This is a genomic window from Listeria farberi (assembly GCF_014229295.1).
Lineage (GTDB): Bacteria > Bacillota > Bacilli > Lactobacillales > Listeriaceae > Listeria > Listeria farberi.
Genome location: NZ_JAARZL010000001.1, coordinates 189334 through 214050 on the forward strand (window position 1 = coordinate 189334; position 24717 = coordinate 214050).

At 36.5% G+C, this 24717-nt stretch carries 27 protein-coding genes; 18 read left to right on the top strand and 9 right to left on the bottom strand.

Going from position 1 to position 24717, the window contains the following annotated elements:
- Positions 1-26 precede the first annotated feature (26 nt).
- The 7 genes from HCB38_RS00925 (at position 27) to HCB38_RS00955 (ending at position 5300) form a co-directional block, all read left to right on the top strand.
- On the top strand, positions 27-1961 hold the full coding sequence (locus HCB38_RS00925) for a BglG family transcription antiterminator (protein ID WP_185317934.1): 1935 nt from the start codon (positions 27-29) through the stop codon (positions 1959-1961).
- A 132-nt stretch (positions 1962-2093) separates the two neighbouring features.
- On the top strand, positions 2094-2510 hold the full coding sequence (locus HCB38_RS00930) for a DUF4064 domain-containing protein (protein ID WP_185317935.1): 417 nt from the start codon (positions 2094-2096) through the stop codon (positions 2508-2510).
- Complete coding sequence (locus HCB38_RS00935; RefSeq protein WP_185317936.1) at positions 2501-2893, top strand: hypothetical protein; 393 nt, start codon at positions 2501-2503, stop codon at positions 2891-2893. Before HCB38_RS00930 ends, HCB38_RS00935 begins: the two co-directional genes overlap by 10 nt.
- A 107-nt stretch (positions 2894-3000) precedes the next feature.
- Positions 3001-4008: an inorganic phosphate transporter gene (locus tag HCB38_RS00940; protein WP_185317937.1), complete on the top strand. Its 1008-nt coding sequence runs from the start codon at positions 3001-3003 to the stop codon at positions 4006-4008.
- A 15-nt stretch (positions 4009-4023) separates the two neighbouring features.
- Positions 4024-4404, top strand: a complete 381-nt coding sequence (locus HCB38_RS00945) for a VOC family protein (RefSeq protein ID WP_185317938.1) — start codon at positions 4024-4026, stop codon at positions 4402-4404.
- A 68-nt stretch (positions 4405-4472) separates the two neighbouring features.
- The gene (locus tag HCB38_RS00950; RefSeq protein WP_185619847.1) at positions 4473-4865 is read left to right on the top strand and encodes a DUF1149 family protein; all 393 of its coding nucleotides are present in this window, start codon (positions 4473-4475) and stop codon (positions 4863-4865) included.
- Positions 4866-4877: 12 nt separating this feature from the next.
- Positions 4878-5300 (top strand): NusG domain II-containing protein, encoded by a 423-nt coding sequence (locus HCB38_RS00955; RefSeq protein ID WP_185637261.1) that lies wholly within the window; start codon positions 4878-4880, stop codon positions 5298-5300.
- Between the two features lie 41 nt (positions 5301-5341).
- On the opposite strand, the gene ppsA is transcribed toward HCB38_RS00955, so the two are convergent.
- From ppsA to HCB38_RS00970, 3 genes are all read right to left on the bottom strand, one after another.
- Complete coding sequence (ppsA, locus tag HCB38_RS00960) at positions 5342-7942, bottom strand: phosphoenolpyruvate synthase (RefSeq protein WP_185637263.1); 2601 nt, start codon at positions 7940-7942, stop codon at positions 5342-5344.
- 277 nt (positions 7943-8219) lie between these two features.
- Positions 8220-8576: a hypothetical protein gene (locus HCB38_RS00965; RefSeq protein WP_185637265.1), complete on the bottom strand. Its 357-nt coding sequence runs from the start codon at positions 8574-8576 to the stop codon at positions 8220-8222.
- A 57-nt stretch (positions 8577-8633) separates the two neighbouring features.
- Positions 8634-8861, bottom strand: a complete 228-nt coding sequence (locus tag HCB38_RS00970) for a hypothetical protein (protein ID WP_185317943.1) — start codon at positions 8859-8861, stop codon at positions 8634-8636.
- Between the two features lie 508 nt (positions 8862-9369).
- On the opposite strand from HCB38_RS00970, the gene HCB38_RS00975 reads away from it, so the two are divergent.
- From HCB38_RS00975 to HCB38_RS00995, 5 genes are all read left to right on the top strand, one after another.
- Positions 9370-9561 carry a hypothetical protein gene (locus tag HCB38_RS00975; RefSeq protein ID WP_185317944.1) on the top strand — a complete coding sequence of 64 codons (192 nt, stop codon included), beginning with the start codon at positions 9370-9372 and terminating at the stop codon, positions 9559-9561.
- A gap of 26 nt (positions 9562-9587) precedes the next feature.
- Positions 9588-10397, top strand: a complete 810-nt coding sequence (locus tag HCB38_RS00980; RefSeq protein WP_185317945.1) for a ZIP family metal transporter — start codon at positions 9588-9590, stop codon at positions 10395-10397.
- 289 nt (positions 10398-10686) lie between these two features.
- On the top strand, positions 10687-12081 hold the full coding sequence (locus HCB38_RS00985; RefSeq protein WP_185317946.1) for a polysaccharide deacetylase family protein: 1395 nt from the start codon (positions 10687-10689) through the stop codon (positions 12079-12081).
- 126 nt (positions 12082-12207) lie between these two features.
- On the top strand, positions 12208-12411 hold the full coding sequence (locus HCB38_RS00990; RefSeq protein ID WP_185317947.1) for a helix-turn-helix transcriptional regulator: 204 nt from the start codon (positions 12208-12210) through the stop codon (positions 12409-12411).
- A 1-nt stretch (position 12412) separates the two neighbouring features.
- Positions 12413-12823: a 2'-O-methyl transferase gene (locus HCB38_RS00995; protein ID WP_185317948.1), complete on the top strand. Its 411-nt coding sequence runs from the start codon at positions 12413-12415 to the stop codon at positions 12821-12823.
- A 52-nt stretch (positions 12824-12875) separates the two neighbouring features.
- Here the strand turns inward: HCB38_RS00995 and HCB38_RS01000 are convergent, their stop codons facing one another.
- Complete coding sequence (locus tag HCB38_RS01000; RefSeq protein ID WP_008946832.1) at positions 12876-13175, bottom strand: hypothetical protein; 300 nt, start codon at positions 13173-13175, stop codon at positions 12876-12878.
- A 79-nt stretch (positions 13176-13254) separates the two neighbouring features.
- Positions 13255-13809, bottom strand: a complete 555-nt coding sequence (locus HCB38_RS01005) for a TMEM175 family protein (RefSeq protein WP_185317949.1) — start codon at positions 13807-13809, stop codon at positions 13255-13257.
- A gap of 138 nt (positions 13810-13947) precedes the next feature.
- Here HCB38_RS01005 and HCB38_RS01010 point away from each other — a divergent pair, with 138 nt between their 5' ends.
- On the top strand, positions 13948-14760 hold the full coding sequence (locus HCB38_RS01010; RefSeq protein WP_185637267.1) for a Cof-type HAD-IIB family hydrolase: 813 nt from the start codon (positions 13948-13950) through the stop codon (positions 14758-14760).
- A 51-nt stretch (positions 14761-14811) separates the two neighbouring features.
- Here HCB38_RS01010 and HCB38_RS01015 read toward each other — a convergent pair whose 3' ends face one another.
- From HCB38_RS01015 to HCB38_RS01030, 4 genes are all read right to left on the bottom strand, one after another.
- A complete protein-coding gene (locus HCB38_RS01015) occupies positions 14812-16062 on the bottom strand; it encodes an FtsW/RodA/SpoVE family cell cycle protein (protein WP_185637269.1) in 1251 nt (416 codons plus the stop codon).
- Entirely contained in the window at positions 16059-16490 is a 432-nt protein-coding gene (locus HCB38_RS01020; RefSeq protein ID WP_185317952.1) for a PadR family transcriptional regulator, read from the bottom strand. The genes HCB38_RS01015 and HCB38_RS01020 overlap by 4 nt, the downstream gene beginning before the upstream one ends.
- Positions 16491-16492: 2 nt before the next feature.
- The gene (locus HCB38_RS01025; protein WP_185619837.1) at positions 16493-17041 is read right to left on the bottom strand and encodes a sigma-70 family RNA polymerase sigma factor; all 549 of its coding nucleotides are present in this window, start codon (positions 17039-17041) and stop codon (positions 16493-16495) included.
- A 179-nt stretch (positions 17042-17220) separates the two neighbouring features.
- Complete coding sequence (locus HCB38_RS01030; RefSeq protein ID WP_010990414.1) at positions 17221-18078, bottom strand: GRP family sugar transporter; 858 nt, start codon at positions 18076-18078, stop codon at positions 17221-17223.
- Positions 18079-18239: 161 nt separating this feature from the next.
- Here HCB38_RS01030 and HCB38_RS01035 point away from each other — a divergent pair, with 161 nt between their 5' ends.
- Genes HCB38_RS01035 through HCB38_RS01055 form a run of 5 tightly spaced genes read left to right on the top strand, consistent with a single transcriptional unit; the run spans position 18240 to position 24699 of the window.
- Positions 18240-20201, top strand: a complete 1962-nt coding sequence (locus HCB38_RS01035) for a BglG family transcription antiterminator (RefSeq protein WP_185637271.1) — start codon at positions 18240-18242, stop codon at positions 20199-20201.
- Positions 20201-20665 (top strand): PTS sugar transporter subunit IIA, encoded by a 465-nt coding sequence (locus HCB38_RS01040; protein ID WP_185619832.1) that lies wholly within the window; start codon positions 20201-20203, stop codon positions 20663-20665. Before HCB38_RS01035 ends, HCB38_RS01040 begins: the two co-directional genes overlap by 1 nt.
- Positions 20662-20982 (top strand): PTS fructose transporter subunit IIB, encoded by a 321-nt coding sequence (locus HCB38_RS01045; protein ID WP_003722977.1) that lies wholly within the window; start codon positions 20662-20664, stop codon positions 20980-20982. Before HCB38_RS01040 ends, HCB38_RS01045 begins: the two co-directional genes overlap by 4 nt.
- 12 nt (positions 20983-20994) lie before the next feature.
- Positions 20995-22101 carry a PTS fructose transporter subunit IIC gene (locus HCB38_RS01050; RefSeq protein ID WP_112120168.1) on the top strand — a complete coding sequence of 369 codons (1107 nt, stop codon included), beginning with the start codon at positions 20995-20997 and terminating at the stop codon, positions 22099-22101.
- Positions 22102-22116: 15 nt separating this feature from the next.
- Positions 22117-24699 (top strand): alpha-mannosidase, encoded by a 2583-nt coding sequence (locus tag HCB38_RS01055; protein ID WP_185637273.1) that lies wholly within the window; start codon positions 22117-22119, stop codon positions 24697-24699.
- Positions 24700-24717: the final 18 nt, after the last annotated feature.

The window sequence follows — 24717 nt, forward strand, 5'->3', positions numbered from 1 at the left end:
ATTACCTAAAAAAGGAGCTGCTCATAATGGGATATTTTGCTTATAAACGTTTGGAAATATTATACGGCATGCTCCTTGATGCGGGTAGCTACTTATCAGCTCAGAAACTCAGCCAAGATTTACATATTTCAGAACGAACAATCCGAACGGACATAGCCAAATTAACCGAATTTCTCGAAACAAATGGAGCAACCATTACCTTAACTAGAGGAGCAGGGTATAAAATCGAAATTCTTGATTCCGCTGCCTTTGAAGCATTTCAAGTCGACAAAAATAAACCGAAAAATGCGGATTATTTTGACTTAGATAACCCAGAAGAACGCGTGAAATATGAGATATTCTTACTTCTATCAAGTGCCGATTATATTAAACTAGAAGATTTGGCAGATACCCTCTTTGCCAGTCGCGCAACAATCTCTAATGACATGAAACAAGTCCGAACAGTTATCGCTTCGTATGATTTAATGCTCGTCTCAAAACCAGGAAGTGGCGTGAAAATTGTTGGAGAAGAAGAAAAAATGCGCTATACGCTAACTGCTCTGATTGCCTCGAAAAAAGCGCCAGAGTCCTACTTAGAAACATTTTTTGAGTGGCATAAACAAAAAGAGAAGCTGCAAAAGTTAATGTCAGCTGTGACAGATTACTTCTTTGCAACTAACATTCGTTTTACAGATGAAGCACTTCAAAATTTACTTTTACATATGATGATTTTAGTAGAACGGATTGAACTAGGACATTCTTTAAAAGAATTTGAGTTAACAGATGTTAGCAAAGAAGAAATTGCTATCGCAAATAATTTAGCTACCATTCTAGCTTCTCTTTTTGAAATTGAAATTACAGAAGGGGACAAAAACTATTTACTTCTCCAAATTGCTAGTAAACGGATATTGAATGTGGAAGACAAAGAAATTAGTGAATTTGATGATTACGCCTATATAGAAGGGATGTTAAATCGGATTGAATCGCAATATTTTTACCGTTTGCAAGATGATTTACAACTGAAAAAAGACTTGATTGCGCATATTCATTCCATGCTTTACCGTGTGAAATATCATATGACTGTAAAAAATCCAATGACCGAGCATATTAAACGATATTACCCACTTGCTTACGAAATTACATTAGATGCAGTAGAATCACTAAAAAAAGATTATCCGTACGATATTAATCAAAATGAATTAGCTTATTTGGCGCTACATATTGGGGCTTCTTTAGAACGAAACTATCAAATATCCTATTATCGCCATAAATCAGCGCTTATTGTGTGTGGTTCGGGATTTGGAACTGCACGGATTGTAGAAGCGAAAGTAAAATCAGCCGTAAGTAATTTAGATATAACTAAAGTTGTTTCCATTCAAGAATATAATCGTTTTATTCATATTGAGGAAGATATTATTCTTTCCACCGTCAGAATTCCAGAAAAAAATAAACCAGTGATTAAAATCAGCAATATCCCGACAAATGAAGAATTAAAAATGCTTGGTACAATTATTCAGGAACAAACAGACCTTAATCGAGGCTTTTTATCCACTTTTTTTGATGCCCATTTTTTTGCGAGAAGTAAGCTTACTAATAAAACAGCGATTTTGGAAGAGATGGTTGAGTCACTAAAAAGTAAAAATATTGTTGGAGAAGAATTTTTGCATTCTGTCATCGAAAGAGAAAGGCTTGGCTCAACGGTCCTCGGAACTGGAATCGCCATCCCACATCCTTTAGGTTTGATGGCTAAAGAAACTAAAATCGTCATCAGAATTTTAGACCATCCGATTAAATGGGATCAAAAACAATCTGTCCACGCTGTCTTTTTATTATGTATTAGTAAAAATGACTATGAAGAAGCAATCAATATCTATGAACTACTTGTAGAACTAGTTCGCGAAGAGTATGGTGAAAAACTTGCTACCTTAAAAGATTTTACTGCATTTACTAATTTAGCGAATGATATTTTAAAGAAAAAGTAAAAGCTACTTCCTTTTGATCAAGGAAGTAGCTTTTTTAATGAAGTTTTAGTGAACTTTTTGATTTTACCGTTTGGTCAAAGTGAATTTCATGGTACACTAGTAAGAAGAATAATTATACATATGGAGGATTTAATGAATAGACAAACAGAATTTATTTTGCTCATAATAGGGGCTTCTTTTAGTATCATTACTTTTTTTGCAGCAGCATTATATGCAGTAGTTTTTGGATTTAGTGCAATTGTTTTATCGGGTTCAACAATGACTTATGGTGGTTCTGAAGAAATGATAATGTCTTGGATATTTACTTTCTTTTCTATTATTGCCGTGATTTTTACTGTAGCATCAGCTGTTTTTGGATTTATTGGAGCTTTTAAAATTAAAAATAACAGCTCTAAAGTAAAAACAATTGCTGTTTGTTTTATTGTTTTAGGAGGATTGCAAGTTTTTTCAATACAAGGTATTTTATTTTTAATTGCAGGAATTTTAACTCTTACCAAAAAAGAATACAAAACAAATTTTAGAGAAAATGAGGGGATAAAATGGGAATAGCAGTCTTCTTTCCAATATTTTTGATTTTTGCTATGTTTTTAGGACTTGCAGCAAAAGCGCTTTTGGCAGTTTGGATTTATAAAGATGCGGAACAACGTGGTATGAATGCGGTTCTGTGGTGCCTATTAATGATTTTCATCAATGTAATTATTATTCTAGCTATTTATCTTATCGTTCGTACAAAAGGTGAGGTAATGAGAAAAAACTTAGGGCTCCTCATTAGTGGAATTGGAATAGCTGTAGTGAATACCTTTATCGTCATTATTACTTTCATTTTCTTGCTGTTTTTCGTAGCAAACGATGGCGGAATGCACAATATGATGGACGATTATAATTATGACAATGAATATCAATATGATATGGATAACTGGGAAGAATTTTAATAACATCTGAAAGAATCTGCTGCCAAATACGGAGTAGATTCTTTTTATATTTACATAAAAAGGGTATAGACTATAAAAAAGTGAATCTAAACAAGGGGAACTGCTAAATGGATACGGTTATTGTAATAACGGTTATTATCGTTATAATGGGGTTAGCGTTTGATTTTATAAATGGGTTTCACGACATTGCAAATGCCGTTGCTACGAGCATTTCCACTAGAGCATTAAAACCACGTGTGGCAATTGGGATTGCTGCTGTGATGAACTTTTTAGGAGCGATTTCTTTTACAGGAGTAGCTGAGTCGCTTACAAAAAGTATAGTGGATCCTTTTTCATTAAATAACGGAGAATTTGTGGTTTTATGTGGTTTAATCGCAGCAGTAATTTGGAATTTGATGACTTGGCTTGTGGGAATGCCTAGTAGTTCCTCGCACGCTCTTATTGGTGCGATAGCGGGTGCTTCTATTGCGTCAGCTAGCAGTTTTAGTGTACTTAACTGGTCTGGATTTACAATAATTATTATTGCGTTAATTATTTCACCAATCATTGGTTTTACAGTTGGTTATTTAGTTTATTCGCTGTTTAAATCCCTTTTTCATGATAAAAAACTTGGTAAAATGAATCGGCGTTTTCGTTTTATTCAAATTGGAACTGCTGCTGTTCAAGCATATTCGCATGGTACAAATGATGCTCAAAAAACTATGGGGATTATCACACTCGCTTTAGTTGCAAGCGGACTTTTAAAAGAGTCAGCTGGAATCCCGTTTTGGGTTCAAGTAAGTTGTGCGGCTTCTATGGCGATTGGTTCGTCCGTCGGTGGTTACCGGATAATCAAAACAGTGGGAACAAAAATTATGAAAATCACGCCAGTAACAGGAGTGGCTTCGGATTTAAGTTCACTTTCGGTAATTATGTCAGCTACATTAATCCATTTACCAGTGAGTACAACGCAAGTGATTGATAGCTCCATTATGGGCGTTGGGACTGCTAATCATAAAAAAGAAGTAAACTGGCGTACAGGTAAAAATATGGTTGTCACTTGGTTCATCACATTACCATTAGCCGGGCTGTTAGCGGCAGTGGTATACTGGATATCAGCAGCCATTTTCTTATAATTAGGAGGAATTCAAATGAAAATAGAACATGTGGCTTTATGGACAAAAGATTTAGAAAAAATGAAACAATTTTATGTGACTTATTTTGGTGCAAGAGCAAATGAATTGTACGAAAATAAAACAAAAGGCTTCAAATCCTATTTTCTCTCTTTTAAAGGTGGGGCAAGGTTAGAGATTATGAGCCGCATAGATGTTGCTGGGAAAAACTCTAGCGAAAGTTTAGGCTGGGCGCATATTGCAATCGCGACTGAATCAAAAGAGGCTGTGGACGAATTAACAGAAAAAATAAGACAAGCAGGTTTTAGTGTTGCGGGCGAGGCAAGAACTACTGGAGATGGCTACTATGAAAGTGTCGTCCTTGATCCAGAAGGTAATCGAATAGAAATCACTTGTTAGTACCTATTTGTCACTAACTTATTTATCATGTAGTATACAGTTATACATATTATTGATGAGGTGGGTTTATGGATATTGTAACTAATAAAATAGTTGTAGAAAAATACAACTTTGAAACAACGATGGAAGAAAATCAACCGTTTGAAAACAAAATTGAACTAGAAGTCCACGAAGTAGAACCCGTTGACGGAAACGTAGAATTAATGGCCAAAGGAAAAATTTTTAAAATTACGATTCCTTTTTTACTAGCACTTGAAAACTTTCGAATTGACGGTCGAATTAGCCGTATTATTCAGTTGAAAGACTTTTTTGGTCAATTTTCTGATTTAGAAGCAGCAGATGTAGAAGCTTTGTCAAATCCATTAATTGATTACATTAAACGCATAACTTACGATGTGACAGAGATTGCATTCGATGAGCCAGGAGTTAGTTTAGATTTTAACGCCAATCACAACGGTTAGATAGGAGAAGAAATGCGCTCTCATATGAAAATGGTACGCCCATTTGACTTTGTAATTATCTTTACACTTATTTTGGGTTCGTTTTTACCACTATTATTTTTTTCGATTGCTGAGGCTAAAAATACCGGCGATGAAGTCGTAGCAATCATTTCGCAAAATGGCAAAGTGATTCGGGAAATTCCGCTAACAGGGCATAAGGGAAATGAACAATTTACGATTAAAGGAAAAGGTCCACAATATAATTTGATGGAAGTAGACGGCGAGCGAATTCGCATCAAAGAAGACAACAGCCCCGACCAAGTTGGCGTAAAAATGGGCTGGAAATCTAAAGCTGGTGACACTATTGTTTGTTTACCCCATAAAGTATTCGTGGAAATAAAATCAACGCAGGAAGATAGTAAAGATTCTGATACTGATTTAATTGTGCCAAATTAGAAAAACAGCAAGCGCCAAATAGTGGGCTTGCTGTTTTTTATTTAATCTAGGAGTTCAATATATCCTTCAGTTCCATTTATTCGGATACGTGCGCCATTTTTAATCATTTTAGTGGCATTTTCAACACCAACTACAGCAGGTAGACCATATTCCCGAGCAATTACCGCACCATGTGTCATCAGCCCACCAACCTCGGTAACGAGTCCTTTAATCGAGACAAATGCTGGTGTCCAGCTAGGGTCTGTATAGGCGGTAATTAAAATGTCTCCGTCTTCCAAATCAGCTTCTTCCATATTTAAAATAACGCGTGCCCGACCTTCAATAGTACCAGATGAAACGGGAAGCCCTAGAATTGCATCTTCAGGGAGGTTTTCACGCTTATATTTTCCGCTAATCATTTCCCCGTCAGAAGTAAGAATCCGTGGCGGTGTTAACTTTTCGTATGCAATAAAATCATTTTTTCGGGTATCAATGAGTTGATAATCAACTTTATTTGTGCGCATGACATGTTGTAGTTCATCGAAATAAAGGTAATAGATGTCTTCCTTCTCATGAAGAACGCCATCTTGCACAAGTTGTTCACTAGCTCGTAATAAAGCGAGTTTATATATAAAATAACGATTAATCATACCATATTTTGGATATTCCCGGTAACCGATAAAGTTACGTAAAATATCAATTTTTGCTTTTGTTTCAGCTGCTTTTTGTTTTCCTTCTGGAAGTTGTTCTAAGCGTTGTAAAATTTCACGCTCTTTACTGCGTGCTTCCATTTCCCCTTGCTCAAATTTTTGTTTACTTGCATTAGGTCCGAAGTTTTTAATATTACTTAAAATAAGTGGAACAAGAGTTAACGGGTTTTCAATCCAACGTGTTTTAGTCAAATCGATTTCTCCGGCGCAACGCATACCATATTTTTGCAAATAGTTTTCTAATGCTTTTTTTACTTCTTTACCACCTTCTAAAGTGTCTATTTCATCTAAAAAAGAAGGGTTTTTAGTTTGTTCTAAGTATGCTATAACTGCAGGATAAGGTCGAACAACATCTGCTACATCTAGTAGGGCGAGTCCCATCTGTGAAGTGATATTGTTTGGTGCAGATTCGGACAGCGTGTCAGCTACGTTTTTTTCACCAAGCCAGTTATCAATATTCTCATTTAACCAAGCTGAGGCATCCATTCCGGCCATAATGGCATCGATACTAGTTGAGTTAAATAGAATGTTTTTCAGTTCTTGCACATCTTCTGTAATAAAGTCAAGTAAAGCAGAACCTGCTTTTGTTTGGATAGCTTGTTGAAGTTTTCTAATAGAGGTCTTGCTATTTTCCATCAGTTCAAAAACAATTTCTGGCTCAGGGATATTTCGTGCTGCTGGCTTCATTTGCTGGCTAGTTTTTGTAGTAGGAGGGGCAGCTGGTATAGGTTGTAAGAAGCCTTTTTTATTAATAACTGTTAATAGTGCGTCTTTAATAAGGGGGTCCGATTGGCCAAGAGTGTTAACCATCATGTCTCTGGAAGCAGGAGAAGATAAGCTTTCCGTAATATCTACAAACAATCTCCCGCCAGCTGGATACATGGAAGCTGGGGTAGTCATTAAATAGAATGAGAGTCCAAGTGGTTTCATCGCATCTGTCATCATTTGTTGGTGAGCAACAGAGATATAAACACGATTTCCTGGTTCGTTCACTTCAGGGATAGGATATAAAGTTGTAATGGGTCGACTTTGTACAATATAAAAAACATTATTAACTAAGCACCATTCAATATCTTGCGGGTGACCGAAATGAGCTTCTATTTTTCTTCCGAGGCGAGCTAATTGCAAAATTTGTTGATCTGTAAGGGTTTGTGCGGTTTGTTTGGATTTTTCTAAAGCACGAGTTTCAGTCCCACCAGATTTTAATCCATAAATGGCTAATTTTTTAGTAGCAACCATTTTATGCGTAATATTATTTTCTTGTACTGTATACGAATCGGCAGAAACTAAACCTGAAACGAGTGCTTCACCTAAGCCGAAACTAGCATCAATAGATAGAGTTTTGCGATTAGAGGATATTGGATCTGCTGTAAATAAAATCCCGGATGCCTCAGGAAAAACCATTTGTTCAATTACAACGGCAAGATCTACTTTGTTATGTTCAAAATTGTTTTGAATACGGTATATGATAGCACGTTCAGTAAATAAAGAAGCCCAACATTTAGTGATGTGCCGTAAAATTTCATCTTTACCGATAATATTTAAGTATGTGTCATGTTGACCGGCAAAAGATGCGTGTGGCATGTCTTCAGCTGTTGCGCTAGAACGAATTGCAAAAGGTCTGTTAGCACCTAAATCTAAAATTGCTTGATTAATTGTGGATGTTAAACTTTTTGAAAGCGTGATGTTTTCAATTAGTTCCTGGATTGCCAAGCTGATTTCACGAATAATGTTGCTATCACTAGACTTTTGTAATGATAATTTGTCAAGTAGATGCTGAAATTCATGGTTTGCAGTTAAGGTTTCTCGGTAAGCTTCCGTTGTCACACAAAAACCCGGGGGAACAAGTACTCCTTCTATTTTGGCACACTTTCCTAAATTCATTCCTTTGCCACCCACAATAGCTTCGTTTGATTCATTGATTTCATGGAATTTCAATACATATGGCTTCATTTGGCGCCCTCCAATTTTTTGTTAAAATAATGCTTGACTGTAATGTGCTGGATACTGTATAATTAAAGTAGGGATTGCTTTACATAAAAATATTTAGTGATTATATCTATATAAATTTATCATAAATCTGGCTTTATTTCAATTAAAATGAACAAAAAAAGCAAAATTTCTTACAATAAGAAATTTTGCTTTTTTTTACTTTAATTACACACGTTTAATAATTACTTTTTAACCGATTGTTTTAATAATATATGTCTTGATATGATTGGGTAAAGTTTTATTTTTTTGTAAAAATTTTATAATGTGCATTTGCTTTTCCTAAAATATAAAGGCTTCCGCCACTTAAAAAAATAGCTCCATATATTGCTATTACAGAATTAGCTTTTATCCAATCAAAACAAACGTTAAAAAACGGAAGTAGCCAAACGTTTTGAAAAGTAGCAAGTAAAACAAGTAATAAAATAAAAAAACAAAAAACGGTTAAAATCCAAAGAAAAATTGTTTTTTTATGCAATTGTATAACGAATAACAATACGATAAATACAAAAGTTCCTATTAAGAAAACTGTTTGGAAACTATCTGGGAGAGTTTTATCCGAAAGAGTTTTCTTATAAAAACCAAACATTATAAGCAAATAAACGACGCCAAGACTAGAAGTTACTTGGGTTAATATTTTCCGCCATTTTTCCATTTAATTACGATACTTCGTGTTAATAGAATCAATAATGCTATCGTAAGTATTACCAGTAACAATCGCAAAAATTGCTAATAGAATAACTATTACAGCTGCAATGATGCGTAAAGGCCTAACAACTACAGTATAATTATTTTTTTTAGCTTTGATAATAGGGTAAATTGATGACACTAAATAAAGTGTCGCTGCTACTAAAATGACATATGTTAATATCTGTGGTGACATTTTGTTCCCTCCTAGATGTATTTTGTGCATTTGAATAACAGTTTAGAATCATTCTAAATGCAAGAAAATTATACCACAGAGTGTAGGCCATTTCAAAACTTTTTTTAAAAATATACACTAAAATCAAATTTCACTTAAATAAATAGATATAATAAAGCCAAAAACTACTTTTTTATCCGTTCTGCAAGACAGCTAAGGATAATACCACAAAAGAGCATTAAAATCATGAAAATGGTTACAGATTGCAGCCAAACGATATTTGAAAAAAATAGGATATTTATATTAAAATAACTTAAAACAGGCCCAATAAAAACTAATAAAAAGCTGATAGGAATCAAATAAAAAGCTAATTTAGCAAATTCTTTCAAACTTTTTTCGATAGTAATCTTCCTCTCTGTAGGGACTTTCAACAGGAGTATACTACAAAAAGTAGTACAGTTGAACCCTCTTGAATATTCTAGGTGATTGCTTTATCATGAAAGAGGAGAAAGGGTGGGAGGTGCACGTTATGACAAAATCACTTGAAGAACTTAGTGGAGAAATCGGTACTAAGGTAGAAAAAATTGCACATAAAACTGGAGAAGTTGCTGGAACTGCTGCTAAAATCTCTATTTATAGTTCTATTTGGGCTGTGAAAACAGGTATTAATAAATCTCAAGCATTTGTCCAAGGTTTCAAAAAAGGATGGTCTGCTAAATAAAGAAATAGGAAAAGGGAGAAAGTGAATTGCTAAACTACTTATCGTCACTAAATCCGGTTTTGCTAGCATTACTTGCTGGGATTTTTACATGGGCTTGTACAGCAGCCGGAGCATCACTAGTATTTTTCTTTAAAAATTTAAATAAAAAATGGGGCAATGTAATGTTAGGGTTTGCTGCGGGAGTTATGCTTGCTGCAAGCTTTTGGTCACTTCTTGCACCCGCTATAGATATGAGTAAGGACTTAGGGAAGTTTTCGTTTGTGCCTGCTTTAGTTGGTTTTTTACTCGGAGGTATATTTTTGCGTGTAATTGATCGTATTATCCCTCACTTGCATTTTGGATTTCCAGAACAAGCAAAAGAAGGTCCTAAAACATCACTTCGAAAAAGTATTTTATTAGTGCTTTCGATTACGATTCATAATATTCCAGAAGGAGCAGCGGTTGGTGTTGCTTTTGGGGCTGTTATAACTGGGGATACAGAGACACTTATTACGGCGATTGTCTTAGCGCTTGGTATTGGTATTCAAAATTTTCCAGAAGGAGCAGCCGTGTCAATTCCATTACGCGGTGAAGGCCTATCCAGAGGTAAAAGTTTTTGGTATGGACAGTTGTCAGCTGTTGTAGAGCCGATTTTTGCTGTAATTGGTGCGGTTCTAGTAGTTTTTGTTACACCGATTTTGCCTTTTGCGTTAGCTTTTGCAGCCGGAGCGATGATCTTTGTTATTGTAGAAGAATTAATTCCAGAATCACAAGTTGAGGGTTCAGCTGACTTAGCAACAGTGGCAACTATGGTTGGCTTTGCTGTAATGATGGTTTTGGATGTAGCATTAGGTTAAAAATATCTTCAAAAAACGTAATCTAATATTTGCGGAATACGTTTTTTTGCGGTAAAATTAATAGTGAAATATTTCACAATATGCTAGTTTTCAGGGGTAATCCTGTAACTATAAACTAGACACGGAAAAAAGCTCCCACTTTATCCGTGTCTTTTTTGTAACAAATGTTACGGTTCTGTTAGTTCCATTTTCCTATTTTAGTACAAAAACTAGAAACTTGTTTTTTTTCATGTATAATTGTTTTATAAGAAAAACTGGGGAAGGTTTTTCTAAAGGTGAGGTGCATAATGTGAAAATAAGATGGTTTAGATTTTCACTAGTTACGATTCTCATTATTGTCGTGGTTTTTGTTGGTGTCGTAGGATTCCAAAAATACCAACTTTCGAAGTCGCGCAACAAAGTAATAATGCAGATGGACAGACTAATGAAAGACCAAGACGAAGGTAACTTTCGCCGATTGGATAAGAAAGAGGATGGAGTAGAAATTATTTCGTATATTCCTAAAACTTCCACGAAAAAAGACAACAAAATTATCCAGCAAGAGATGGAAAAGGCTAAATCTGCAGAAATAAAAAAACTAAGCAAAGATAAGCAAGGGATTATTTTTTATACTTATCAAAAGCAGAAAATGGCCGAGCAAGTAGTGTCTTACAAAGCTGTCCAATCCGAGTATATAAAAAAAGGTAAAACTAAATATACTCTTAAGGACAAAAAAGATATTTGCAAAAACATTGTCACTGACGCCAAAACAGGCGCGTTGTTAACACTTGGGGATGTGTTAATAAAGAATGACGAAACAAAATTAAATTTAAAAACTGTAGTTGAACAAGAACTCATTAGAACAGGGGATATTCCTTTAAAAGAAGTTGGGAAACTTGGAGGAATTAAGAGTTTAGTGAAATGGAATCAAACTAATTTTGAACTTACTAACTCTGAACTAATTTTACCAGTGGAAATACCAGGGATTTCTGGACCCAAAAAAATAAATGTAAAGCTTGCTGATATTGCTGATTCTGTAAATAAACGATACTTACCGAGTAGCGTAAAAGCACCAGAAATACCAAAAGCAAAAACAAACAAAGTCATTGCGCTTACTTTTGACGATGGTCCAAGTGCTTCAGTAACACCAAAAGTACTAGAAACATTGAAACGTAATAATGTAAAAGCGACATTTTTTGTACTTGGGTCAAGCGTCATTAATAATCCGGGGTTAGTTAAACGTGAACTTGAAGAAGGGCACCAAGTTGGTAGTCATTCTTGGGATCATCCGCAATTAACCAAGCTTTCTGAAAAAGAGGTATATAATCAAATTTTGCAAACGCAAAAAGCAGTATATGACCAAACTGGATATTTTCCAACAACTATGCGGCCTCCATATGGTGCGGTAAATAAAAAAGTTGCCGAAGAGATTGGCCTACCGATAATACAATGGTCAGTTGATACGGAAGATTGGAAAAATAAAAATCCGAAAGTAGTAACCTCAAGAGTCTTATCTGGTGCATCTAATGGTGGAATTGTGCTAATGCATGATATTCATCCAACAACAGCAGCAAGTTTAGATAAAACTATTAAAGCATTAAAAAAACAAGGATACGAATTTGTAACTATTGACGAACTATTTGGAGAGAAATTGCAGATTGGGAAGCAATATTTCGATAAAAGTGAGTCGAGAATGGTGAAGTAAGAAAAAGTAGTGAAGGTGAGCAATCATTTTCACTACTTTTTTTATTTAAAGTGTCAAGATAGCTTTACGTTTTTAACAATATCATTTATACTAAACGTAAAGTTATCTTTACTAGGTGGTATTTGAATGAAGGTTATAAATAAAGTGAAAGATTTACGAGAAGAAAGAGGTATCGCTCAAACTGAATTAGCTCACAAGCTAGAAGTTTCAAGACAAACCATCCATGCTATTGAAACTGGTAAATATAATCCTAGTTTGGAGCTGAGTTTAAAGATAGCACACTATTTTCGATTAACAATAGAGGAGATTTTTCAACTGGAGGAGAATTAGTATGAAACAATACATCATTAATCGAAGTATTCTGGTAACAGTAGTTATTGTATATTTGTATCCACTATTAGGAATTATTAAAGGGGAAAAAATAATTGGAGATATCGGTACACCAATTATTATGGTTATTGCAACTTTAATTGGTATACTGAGTTCTGTATTTTTATCTGAAGAAAAAACGAAGCGAGAATATGAGAAAGAAAAAATGGAAAAAGATGAAAGATATATCAATAATCGCAAAACATTTTCCCATTATTTGCTTATTGTTTTAGCTTTGACGATACCAATTGTGTTGATTGTGCTTAATTTATATGGGATTGAACAAATCTCCATTTCGAGTTTGACAATCATTTTTCTTATCTTCTGCTTTGCATATATGATTGCACTGGAAATTATTCGGAAAAAAGTATGATTTTAAGCAAAATAAAAAACATCCAACTTTTTCGTTGCATGTTACCTAGCATTTACCAAATTTTGGTGACAATGCCATAAATACTATTACGTGTAATCCAACCATTCACGTGTTTGTGATTATTAGAAATTTGATATTGCTTACCGCGGATTTTACTGATTTTATGTGTAAAAAAACTACCGCGAACCTTGCAAAATACGATATCGTTCACTTTAAGTTCCCTCGTGCCAATCGGTTCTAAACGAACAGGTTGCATCGACCTAATCAAGGGTAACATCGAATTTCCGCCTTCTTTATAACGCTCAATGGTTTCGCCACGTCTGAGTATTTCTACTGCATCCAGGCTTCTCATAATTATGCTCCTTTCTTGTTGTTAGTGCTAGAATAACAAAATAATAAAACAAAGTCAACGAAATTTTCCGCTGACTTTTTTATATTTTTATCTGATGGTGGTTGGTGAGTTGAATAATCCAACCAGCTACCGGGAACATAATAAATAAAACTGTTGCTATTTGTGGAGTGAAAAAGCTTATAATACCAAGTACGATAACAAATATAAAACTAGCGATTCGAAATTTCCAGTTATCAATACCAGAACTTTTTCCGTTTACCGCGTGATGCAATAATTGGAAAATCACGGAAGTAATTAAAATAGTAATAACAAACCCGATAATTGGTGCGGTCATGTCTGAATGCTGCATAATTGCTTTTGTAAATAGTGGAACAAGTGACAAAACTAGTAAAAATAAAATATTGAATAAGACAGCAGATGTGGAAATGGACGTGACTTGATCAAACAGCTTGCTATGTGAATACCAAAATTGTCCGATAATTAACCCGCCTTCTATAAATATAAAAATTTCCCATAAGAAAGCTTGTGTACTTGCTGCGGTAAAGACATCAGGTAAAGTCATTCCTAAAACAATAATTGTTATTATAATTGCAAATACGCCATCACTAAATGCTTCTAGTCTTCCTTTTGACAAAGTTTGGCCCTCCTTTTATGTCTTGTTTTTTTATGCTATGGGTTAGTTTAGTATAGCATATTTTATAAGCAAAAAAAGCAGGAGCAATTTATTCTGTTATAATAGAATAAAATCAATTTTAAAAAGGAGTTTAAACGGATGATTAGAGCGATTTCTGTAGATATGGACGGAACTTTTTTAGATGGAAATGGTGAATATGACCGTGCTAGGTTTGAGAGGATTTATGCAGAGTTAGCGAAGCGTGGGATTAAATTTATTGTTGCGAGCGGTAATCAATATTATCAGCTTAAATCATTTTTTCCTGGAAAGGACGAGGAACTTTTTTATGTGGCTGAAAATGGCGCGGTCATTTTTCATCAAGGGGACTTACTTAGTGTGAATCGTTTTGATAAAAGATTAGTTCAAAAGATTTTACGGACCTTGATTCAAGAATATCAGGATTTGCAAGTGATTCTTTGTGGGGTGAAAAGTGCGTATCTATTAAAAGCAGCTGATCCGAATTTTAAAGCATTCGCGAAAAAGTATTATTTTGAGTTGCAAGAGGTGGATTCGTTCGATGTGCTTCCGGATGATACGTTTATTAAATTCGCGCTTGATGTGGAAGTGGCTAAAACTGGGCAAATTGTGGAAGATTTAAATCAAACGTTTGCCGGTGAAATTCGCGCTGTGTCGAGCGGGCATGGGAGTATTGATATTATTATTCCGGGTGTGACGAAAGGGAGCGCGATCCAGCAACTATTGAATGAATGGCAAGTGGCGCCAGATGATTTACTCGCTTTTGGCGATGCGAATAATGATATTGAAATGTTGCAATTAACGACGCATAGTTACGCGATGCAAGAAAGTAGTCCGGAAGTTCTTACTGCTGCGAAACTTGTTGCCCCTTCTAATAAGGAGGCGGGCGTGTTACAAGTTATAGAAGATTATATGAAAAAAAGCCAAAGATCTTGAGATGGTCTTTGGCTTTTTCGAAAGTGGTAAACATGTCGGTTTTACACTAAACTAATTTTTTATTGTGGGTTCTACAATATCCTTTCGTCGGTAAACATTTAGAATAAGACCGAGTAGTGAAGCGTAAACTAGCAACATGCTTCCCCCATAACTGATAAACGGAAGGGGTACTACCATGATTGGGACTATTCCAAGCCCCATAAGAATGTTCCAACAAGCTGGAACGGTAAATAATACAGCCCCTCCGATTATTAATAATCTGCCGAATAAATCCCTTGTTTTAAAAGCATTTAATGAAATCCGCAATATAAATACAAGTAGTAGTAGGCAAAGGAAAATTCCGAATGCCCAGCCAAAAGAGTAGACAAGAAATGGGAAGACAAAATCTGTATGTGCTTCAGGGATAGTTAGGTTGTTGTGAAGTCCGTTGCCGAACCAACCAGCTTTTGAAAGAATATCTTTCAAAGGTATGATTGTATCAGAGAGATAGCTACTAGAGGATTTAAGAATCATCGTACTAATGAAAATAATACCTATAAGCAAATTACCCAGTGCTACTTTAATGGCAAATTGGTTACGACGATAATAAAAAATGTACATCACTAATACAAACAAAAAGTATATAATACTAAATACAAATTGGCTGAGCATAATGTAGAAAATAACTGGGAGCCAAAATAGGATTAGTAGACCTATTAGTTTTTTCCCACCTTTAAAGTCAGTAACTTTGGTGAAAATACCAGCCCACGCTATCAAGAATAAATATGAGGATATAGCTGGACCATTAATCATAATACCCCCGAAAGAAAGCCATATTCCTCCTCCAATAAGCCTAGTACCAACAAAAAAAGATATGAAAATTAGGATTAAGGCAGCCGCGTAAAAATACATCCACAAATTTTTCAGTTTCCTATAATCAAAGAAAAGAAATCCTATCAGAGCAAGAATGGAAAGGGCAAGCCAGACGATTTGTTTTTTCATAAACGAAGAATTAGATGTTACTACATCACTCATCAGTGGAAGAAAACCAATACCGGCAAGTAGGACAAATAACGCAATAAGGAGCCAGTCCATTCTCGGTTTATGAAGCTGATTCATGTTTCTGCCAACAGTCGAGGGATCTCCCATTTCTTGCATCGCCTTTTTATCCGCATCTTCTAAGGATAATCCTCTCTTTTGAAAGGAGTGACTTAGCTCTTCTAAGTGATTACTAAGCTCTTTTTTTATCATGCTGTGTGCTTGCTTGGATTTCACTTTAGCTATTACTTTACCTAAATACTCCTCAAATATAGCAGAACTCATAAAGAAGCCTCCTCTATTAAATTTTTCAGTGAGCCATGTTGCTTAGAGCCTCTTCGTTCAAAAGTTGCTACAAATTTTTTCCCTTTCGCAGTTAGGGAATAATATTTCTTATCTTCTATCCATTTTGATGAGAGGATTTTCTTGTTTTCAAGTAGATGTAACAGGATATAAAGCTGACCTTCATTGTTTTTAAAGCTAAGTTCATTTTTTTGAAATAGTTGGGTGGAAATTTCGTACCCATGCTTTGCTTCATCTTGCAGTGAATCTAATATGTTTTGAAGTGTTTCTATTTTCCAAGAATGAAGTTCTAAGTGTGATTGCTTCTTCCGGATTGTTTCTTTTACTGCATTTTTTCGCTCCTCGGAAAAAGAAAATCCCTCAAAATCTTTTTTTATAGAATCCTTTAAGTTATAGAATGGATCGTCCATGATTAAACCTCCTTTCTCATCTTGTTCTTTAATAATTCTCTGGCGTGTTTTAACCTGGTTTTTAATGTATTGCTATTTACACCAGTAATCTTGCTGATATTTGCTAAGGAAAGTTCTTCGTAGTAATGTAAGAAAACAACTTCTCTGTACTTTACTGGTAAATCCATAACAGCGCTCATTAGACTGTTTGCTACGTCTTTTGAGATGATTTCTTCTTCAACGTGTTTTGACTTGGACGGGAGATAGTCCCAAATTTTATCGCTGAAATTTAGTTTGCGATAATGCCAACTGCCCAAGTAATCTTTGCAATGATTAATAGCAATTCGATATAGCCACGTTTTTATTGATGACTTATTATTAAACTGGCTTAGTTTTTCATAGCATTTAATAAATATCTCTTGCGTTAAATCCTCCGCTGTCGTGCGATTTTTTACATAAGAAAAAACTAAGTGCAGTACATCATCGCTGTAGTTATCCATTAATTGGCTGATAATTTGTTCGGTATTTTCGATGCTATTAATATGAATTCCTATTTCTTCAAGTTCAGTCATTTAAGTTTCACCTTCTTCTGCAATATTAGACGAAGCAAGTATCATTTTGGTTTGGAAAATTTTTTTATATCCCTAAAATAGCGATAGTCATCTAATAAAGTATTAACTATCTGTTAAAAATACGCAATAAAAAAAAGACTGTAAACAAAATGATTGCTCACTTTGTCTACAGTCTTTTTCTATTTCAATAAACTAAGGAATACGACGCCCACCATTATTAACAGTATGCCAGAAAGGATAAAAGTCCATTCTAGCGGGCTTTTTTTCTGTTTGAAAATGAGGATACCGCCGATTGTTGCGACGATAACGCAAGCTTGTGAAATCGAGAAGCTCGTTGCGACACCAAGTACAGCAGTCGCTAAGAACATGCCTAGATTGGCGATTGACCACGATAATCCGGTCATTAAGTTAAATGTAACATTTTTCCGGGAAATAGCAGTCTTTTTCGCTAAGTTAATACCAATGGCGCATGTCAGCATACCGATTGCTTGTGGTAAAATGATAGAAAAGCCAGTGACATCAAAAAGCTGGTTTGTCACTACGTAAAGCGTTAAAAAGAACGAAGATAGAATAACGATACCGTAGACATGAAATGAAACCGACTCCGTGATATGATTCCCGCGTTTTTGAAACCCGGTCATTACCACCCCAATCAAGATTAAAATTACTGCAACAACTCCGATGATAACAGCCGTAACCGTTTGCCATTCCTGAAAAACAAGAACAGCAAAAAGCGTTGCGCCAACGAGTTGTGTACCGTTTGAAATCGGCATTGCCTTCGCGACACTAGAAGCCGCAATCCCTTTAAACTGCAGTAATTGCCCAAAACTCCAAAAAATACCCGAAACAAAACTCACAATAAAAGAAAGAACCGTTATTTCTGGTGATAAAATCCAGAACAAAATGAAAGCAAATAATAGCGCGCTAATCGAAGTCCCCAGTAGTTGTTCCTCGGGGGTGCTTTTTCGTAAGTTCGCAATTATCGGCATAAATCCCCACCCAAGAACAGGGAGTAACGCAATAAGATAAATAGACATAAATAAGCTTCCTTTCTAGGTTAGTGGTGCTAATTTAAATCTACCATTCTCCAAAATGAACAGCAATATCCCAAAATTACGGTATTCAATGCGGTAATTTTCGTAGTTTTCTGGGGATCAGTCTTTGTAATAGAATAAGCGTAGGGAAAGGAAAATTAAAAATGAAAGCGGTAACGAAAATGATTGCAAATCGCGAAAAAAATATCATTCAGTTTCTAATGAAGACAGGTCAAACACGTGTTGGAACTATCGCGAATCATCTCGGACTTTCAGAAAAAACTGTTTCAAATTCACTGAAGGAAATCGATGTTTTTCTAAAGGATTTTGATATGACAGTGGTCCGTAAACCAAAAATCGGTGTGTATATTGAAGGCGATAACAAGGCTTTTGCCGAAGTTAGCCGATTCCTAGATAACCAAGTCAGCCAAATCCCATCAACGAAAGAAGAGCGGGTTATCTACATTTTCAGTAAATTGCTTAAAGCAGACGACTATATCACGATTCATCAACTGGCCGACGAACTTTATATAAGCCGGAGCACGATTGAGAAAAATATGATAGAAGTCAAGAAAATGCTGGAAAAAGAAGGTATTACTTTGTATAAGAAACCTAGTAAGGGCATGAAACTCCTTATTAGTGAACGAGAAAAGCGCGCCTTAACATCGAAATTTATTACTAATTTTTGGGGCAATAATTGGTATTTAAAGCAAGAAGGCGAAAAGGTCCTCCAAGCTTTTGACACGATTAAAGCCGATGTCACCGGAATTTTTCCAGAAGAGGGCTTGAAAGAAATTATTGCGATCGTTCAAGAATTTAGTGAGCGACATGATTTTGCTTTTACTGATTATGCGTTTCAATCGATTGTCATTCACCTTGCGATTGCGGTAGAGCGTATTCGAGCAGGAGAGTATATCGAAAATGTTGAGAGCGACCCAATGAAAGATGTATTTGACTCGCAGCGAAACAATACGGAAATCCTCGTTAGTATGTTAGAAGACCGTTTGGATATTAAAATTCCAGCATTTGAAGTTGGCTATATTCAGTTGCATTTAACAGCAGCATATAACCAACAGCATGATGAGTTACTTGTAAGCGTTCGACCGAAAGAAGACGATGTGGCAGAATTTGTCAGCACGTGTTTAGCAGAAAGAAATTACGATAAAAGCTTACTTGATGACCTAACGACACATATGAAATCAGCCATTAACCGCTTAAAACTTGGCATGCATTTTAAAAATCCGTACCTTAGCAAAATTAAGCAAAACTTTCCCCAAGCATTTGAAGAAGCACTATACTTTAAAGCGAAATTTGAGCAAAAGTACGATGTGCAAGTGAACGAAGATGAAACGGCGTATATCACGCTACATTTTGAGGCATACAAAGAAAGAAGTCGTTCTTTCCCCGACCAAATTCGAGTTGTACTTGTATGCAGTACCGGGCTAGGTTCATCCAGATTACTTGCGGCGAGAATTAAGAAATATTTTCCGATGATTACGATTGAAAAAATACTGTCCGTTCAGGCGTTAATGGAAACAGAAGTCGACGTGGATTTAGTCATAAGTACAATTTATCTCGAACTAGAAGACGTTCCGAGTATTGTCGTAAGCCCAATGATGAGTAAAGCCGATTTACAACAAGTTGAAAGCCAAATCGAACGAACGAGACGCAAGAAAAAGAAACGCAGCCAACCATTTATTGACTTGATTGAACCGAAAACTATTTTTGCAAAGCTAGATGTTGCAACAATGGAAGACGCAATTACGCAAATTGGTGATAAGCTTGTGGATCTTGGTATTGCTAAATCAGGAATTGTTGAAAGTGCGCTAAAAAGAGAAGCGTTATCGTTCACTTCTTTTGAAGAAATGGCGACACCGCACGCAGATCCTGCCCTTATTAATGAATCGCACATCGCTATTGCCACTCTTAAAAACCCAGTGAAATGGGGCTTAGTCGAGGTTGATAAAATCTTTTTTATCGCTCTGACTGAACAAAATGGTATTAATTTAGATGCGATGTATGAACAGTTTTATAAATATATTGATAATAAAAAATGGCTTGAGAAGCTGACACAACTAAAAAGTGCCGCAGAAATTTATGGGCATTTGTTAAAGGATGGGATGTAATGGAAGTAAAAGATATTTTAACAAAAGAATTAGTCATCTTTGATTTAGAGGCAACGACGAAAGAAGCAGCAATTGAAGAAATGGCAGAAATGCTAGATGAACGTGATATTTTAGCGGATAAAGCAACTTACGTCGGAGCAGTTTTGGATCGTGAAGCACATTCAACAACTGGAATAGGTAATAACATTGCTATCCCACACGGAAAAAGTGAAAGTGTCACAAAATCGGCCATTGTTTTTGCAAGAACGAAAGAAATGATTGAGTGGGAATCACTGGATGACGAACCGGTAAACATGATTTTCTTACTAGCGATTACTGATTCCGACAAAACAGACGGACATTTGAAAATCCTTGCTGAAATCGCGACGAAACTAATGGACGATGATATTGTCGAAAGTTTAAAAAATACACGAGATAAAGAAGAAGTTATTCGAATTTTAAATGGAGGCGTAGTAGAGATATGAAACGTAAAATTATTGCAGTAACCGCATGTGCGACAGGAGTGGCGCACACATATATGGCAGCGCAAGCACTTAAAAAAGGCGCGAAAAAAATGGGCAACCTTATTAAAGTAGAAACACAAGGCGCAACAGGAATTGAAAATGAACTAACGGAAAAAGACGTAAATATTGGCGAAGTAGTTATTTTCGCAGTAGATACAAAAGTCCGTAACAAAGAACGTTTTGACGGTAAAGTCGTGCTGGAAGTTCCAGTAAGCGCACCAATCAAAGATGCGGAAAAAGTAATCAACGCAGCTCTTGCGTTAATTGACGAAAAATAAGGAGGATCTACCATGTTCAGAAAAATTGGGAGTGAACTGAAAAAACACGTTTTAACAGGTATTTCATATATGATTCCGCTCGTTATCGCAGGCGCCGTAATTATGGCAATTGCGCGGGTTGGTGGTTCGTTTTTCGGGATTACAGATATTTGGGACGCGAAATACGCAGACAGTGCGAATAGTTTAATTTCGTTACTACACAGTTTAGATGGTTTTGGTGGCTTGGCGCTAGGAATGATGTTCCCAGTTATTGCCGCATTTATCGGGTATTCGATTGCGGACAAATTAGCACTAGCACCTGGTCTTGTTGGTGGTTTACTGGCACGTGATATTGGCGCTGGTTTCCTTGGGGCACTTGCAGCTGGTTTAATCGCTGGTTACACGTGTCTTTTAATTAAAAAATATGTGAAATTACCAAAAGCAGCGGCTTCGATTGTACCAGTATTTTTAGTACCAGTTTTTGGCACACTTATCACCGTTCTTATTATTAATTATGTGGTTGGTATTCCTTTTGCAGATCTAAATACAGCGCTTGAAAATTGGCTGAATGGTATGTCTGGATCAAACCAAATTATGATGGCGGCTATTATCGGCGCGATGGTTGGTTTTGACTTAGGCGGACCTGTAAACAAAGCGGCTGTAACAACGGCAATGGCTCTTTTAACAAGTGGAATTTATGCACCAAATACAGCAGCACAAGTAGCAATCATTATTCCACCACTTGGACTTGGTTTAGCTACGTTAATCGCAAAACGCAAATATAATGCAGAAATGCGTGAAGCAGGAAAATCCTCGCTTATCATGGGGCTTGTTGGGATTAGTGAAGGGGCAATTCCTTTTGCGGTAGAATCTCCACTGAAAGTTATTCCGGCTACAGTGCTTGGTTCTGCTGTCGGCGGCGCGCTAGCTGTAGGTCTTGGCGCAATTAACCAAGCTCCAATTAGTGGTTTTTATGGCTGGTTTACAGTTGAAAATTGGCCAGTTTATATTTTAGCAATTGCAGTTGGAACTTTAATCGTTGCAGGTATGTCAGTCGCTTTACGTAAATCGAGTGCTGGTGAGGAAATGGCTGGCTCTAGCTACGATGATGAAATTGACGAAGCAGAATGGGAAGCTTAAAAAACGGAGGTAACTATGGTTAAAGCACATATTGTGAACCACACGCACTGGGACCGAGAGTGGTATTTCACCTCGGCCGATGCACTGGTTCTAAGTGAACAACTTTTTACAGAAGTAATTGATGAATTAAAAAAGCACCCAGAAGCAAACTTTGTACTTGATGGGCAATTGTCGATTTTAGATGATTATGTCGCACTGTACCCAGAAAAATTAGCGGATATTAAGCAATTAATTGCGGATAAACAACTTTTCATTGGACCGTGGTTTACACAAACAGATGCCTTTTTTGCGCACGGCGAGTCGATTTTGCGCAATGCGATGATTGGGATTTTTGATAGTAAAAAATACGGCGACTATATGAAAATTGGTTATTTACCAGATACATTTGGTTTTAATGCCCAAATGCCGACTTTACTTGAACATGCTGGCTTTGATAATGTGATTTTCTGGCGCGGAATACATCTTGGTGAACATGTTGCATCTCCGTATTTTAAATGGCAAGGACTTGGTGAGGAAGCTTCGATTTATGCGATTAATATGCCACAAGGTTACGGCACAGGGATGCTGCTGGAACCAACGTCCGCATATGTGGATGGACGCCTTGATCCGGCAATTGATTTCATTGAAAAGTACAGTAAAACAACTGAAGTTTTAATTCCTTCTGGGAATGATCAGCTGAATATTATTAGTAATTTTGCCGAGAAATTAGCGGAAATCAACCAGATGGGGCGTCATGATTATCAACTTAGTACCTATCAAGATTTTATTCAATATGTTAGAGAACTGCCCGATTTAGAAGAATATCGCGGCGAATTTAGAAGTCCGGTACTTGCGCGAGTGCATAAAACTATTGGCTCCAGCCGAATGAATATTAAGCTGAAAAGCGCGTCACTTGAGCAAAAACTGCTAACACGTATTGAGCCGCTTCTTGTTATTGCTAAAGCATCCGGAATTTCTATTAGCGAACGGTTACTAATGCATACGTGGAAGAAACTTTTAGAAGGTCAGGCGCACGATAGCTTGGCGGGCTGCGTTTCTGATCCAGTTGCCGAAGATATTTTGCACCGGATGAAAGAAGCTGACGAACTATGCGATAGTATCGAAAACACGATTGTGAAAAAAATTGCCGATGATTTGTCACTTGCCGCGAACGAAATTATCATTTTTAATACGGATTTACATGATTTTGACGGATATAAAGAAATACAAGTAGTAACCGAGCATAAAAACATCCATTTCCCAGCGTTTCCGGATGCAACGATTGTCCAAGAAGAGTTCATTCCATCGCGCGAAAATGTGCTAGAAGAAACGCCAGCCGGAAACCGGTTCATTGAAGAACCTGGCTACTATGTGCTTCAAGTGCGTGTCAAGGTGGAACTTCCAGGCCTTGGTTACCGTGTGATTGCTTTTGAAGAAAATGACCGCGAACTGGATGGGCTAGTTGCTTCTAACAATGCCACCGTCCAAAACGAATCGTATAAAATCACTTTCGAAAATGGAGAAATTTCGCTTGAAAAACCAAACGGCGAACGCCGGACTTCTTTTATTACGCTAGAAGATGACGTGAACGCAGGCGATACGTATGATTATTCACCACTGGCTGGGGATGTTGCAGAGCTATTCACTTTTTCTGCAGCAAATACAGAGAAATCGAGTGAAGTCGAACGTTTAATTTTAACTGGAAAAAGCGATTTCCCGCTCGATCGTTTGACGAAAGAAGGGCATGGCGACCTGCAAATCAAACTCATTTTAGAGGTGAAAAAAGGTAGCGAACTGCTGGATGTTAAAGTGGAAGTTGATAACCAAATTAAAAATCACCGTCTACGCTTAAAAGTAGACACAGGTGTGAAAACAGACTACAACATCGCCGCGCTTCCATTCGGATATATCGAGAGAAAACCAGTTGTACCAGCAAATTGGCAAGAAACGTATAGCGAAATGCCAATCGACATCGAACCACTGGAACAAAGCGTGACATTAACAAATGAAACTGCTAGTTGTACCGTTTTCACACGTGGGGTCAAAGAATACCAACAGTTGGATCAAGATTTAGCACTGACATTACTCGCAACAACCGGTCAACTTGGAAAACCTGACTTAGCTTACCGACCAGGCCGGGCATCAGGCGACACAACGAAAAAAGGTCATGTGCTCATAGAAACAGAAGGTGCGCAGTTACTTGGTAAACATCAATTCACACTAGCCATCTACCTTGGCGACCAAGCTTTTGACGAACATAAAACAGCTGAACGAACAAAAGCGTTCAACCAAGCAAACGTGTCTTACCAACGCCAACCGTTCAACCACTTTTTACATCGTTTGGATAACAAAATTCAAAAAACGGAACGAAAATTAGGCGCAAAACAAACATTAGCCATGCTGAATTTGCCGAAAGAATATTTAGTATCGGCGTGCCACCCATCCTATTACACAGCAGATAAATACATCATCCGCCTAGAAAACCCAACTAACACACCACAACAGTTGGGACTCTCGGATGTGTCATTTGAGTATGTGAATGCTATCGAAGAAGTTGTCGTAAATGACAACAACACGATTCCAGCATATGGGGCTGTTACGTTGCGATTAGAAATATAGAATAAAAACTTGCTCAAA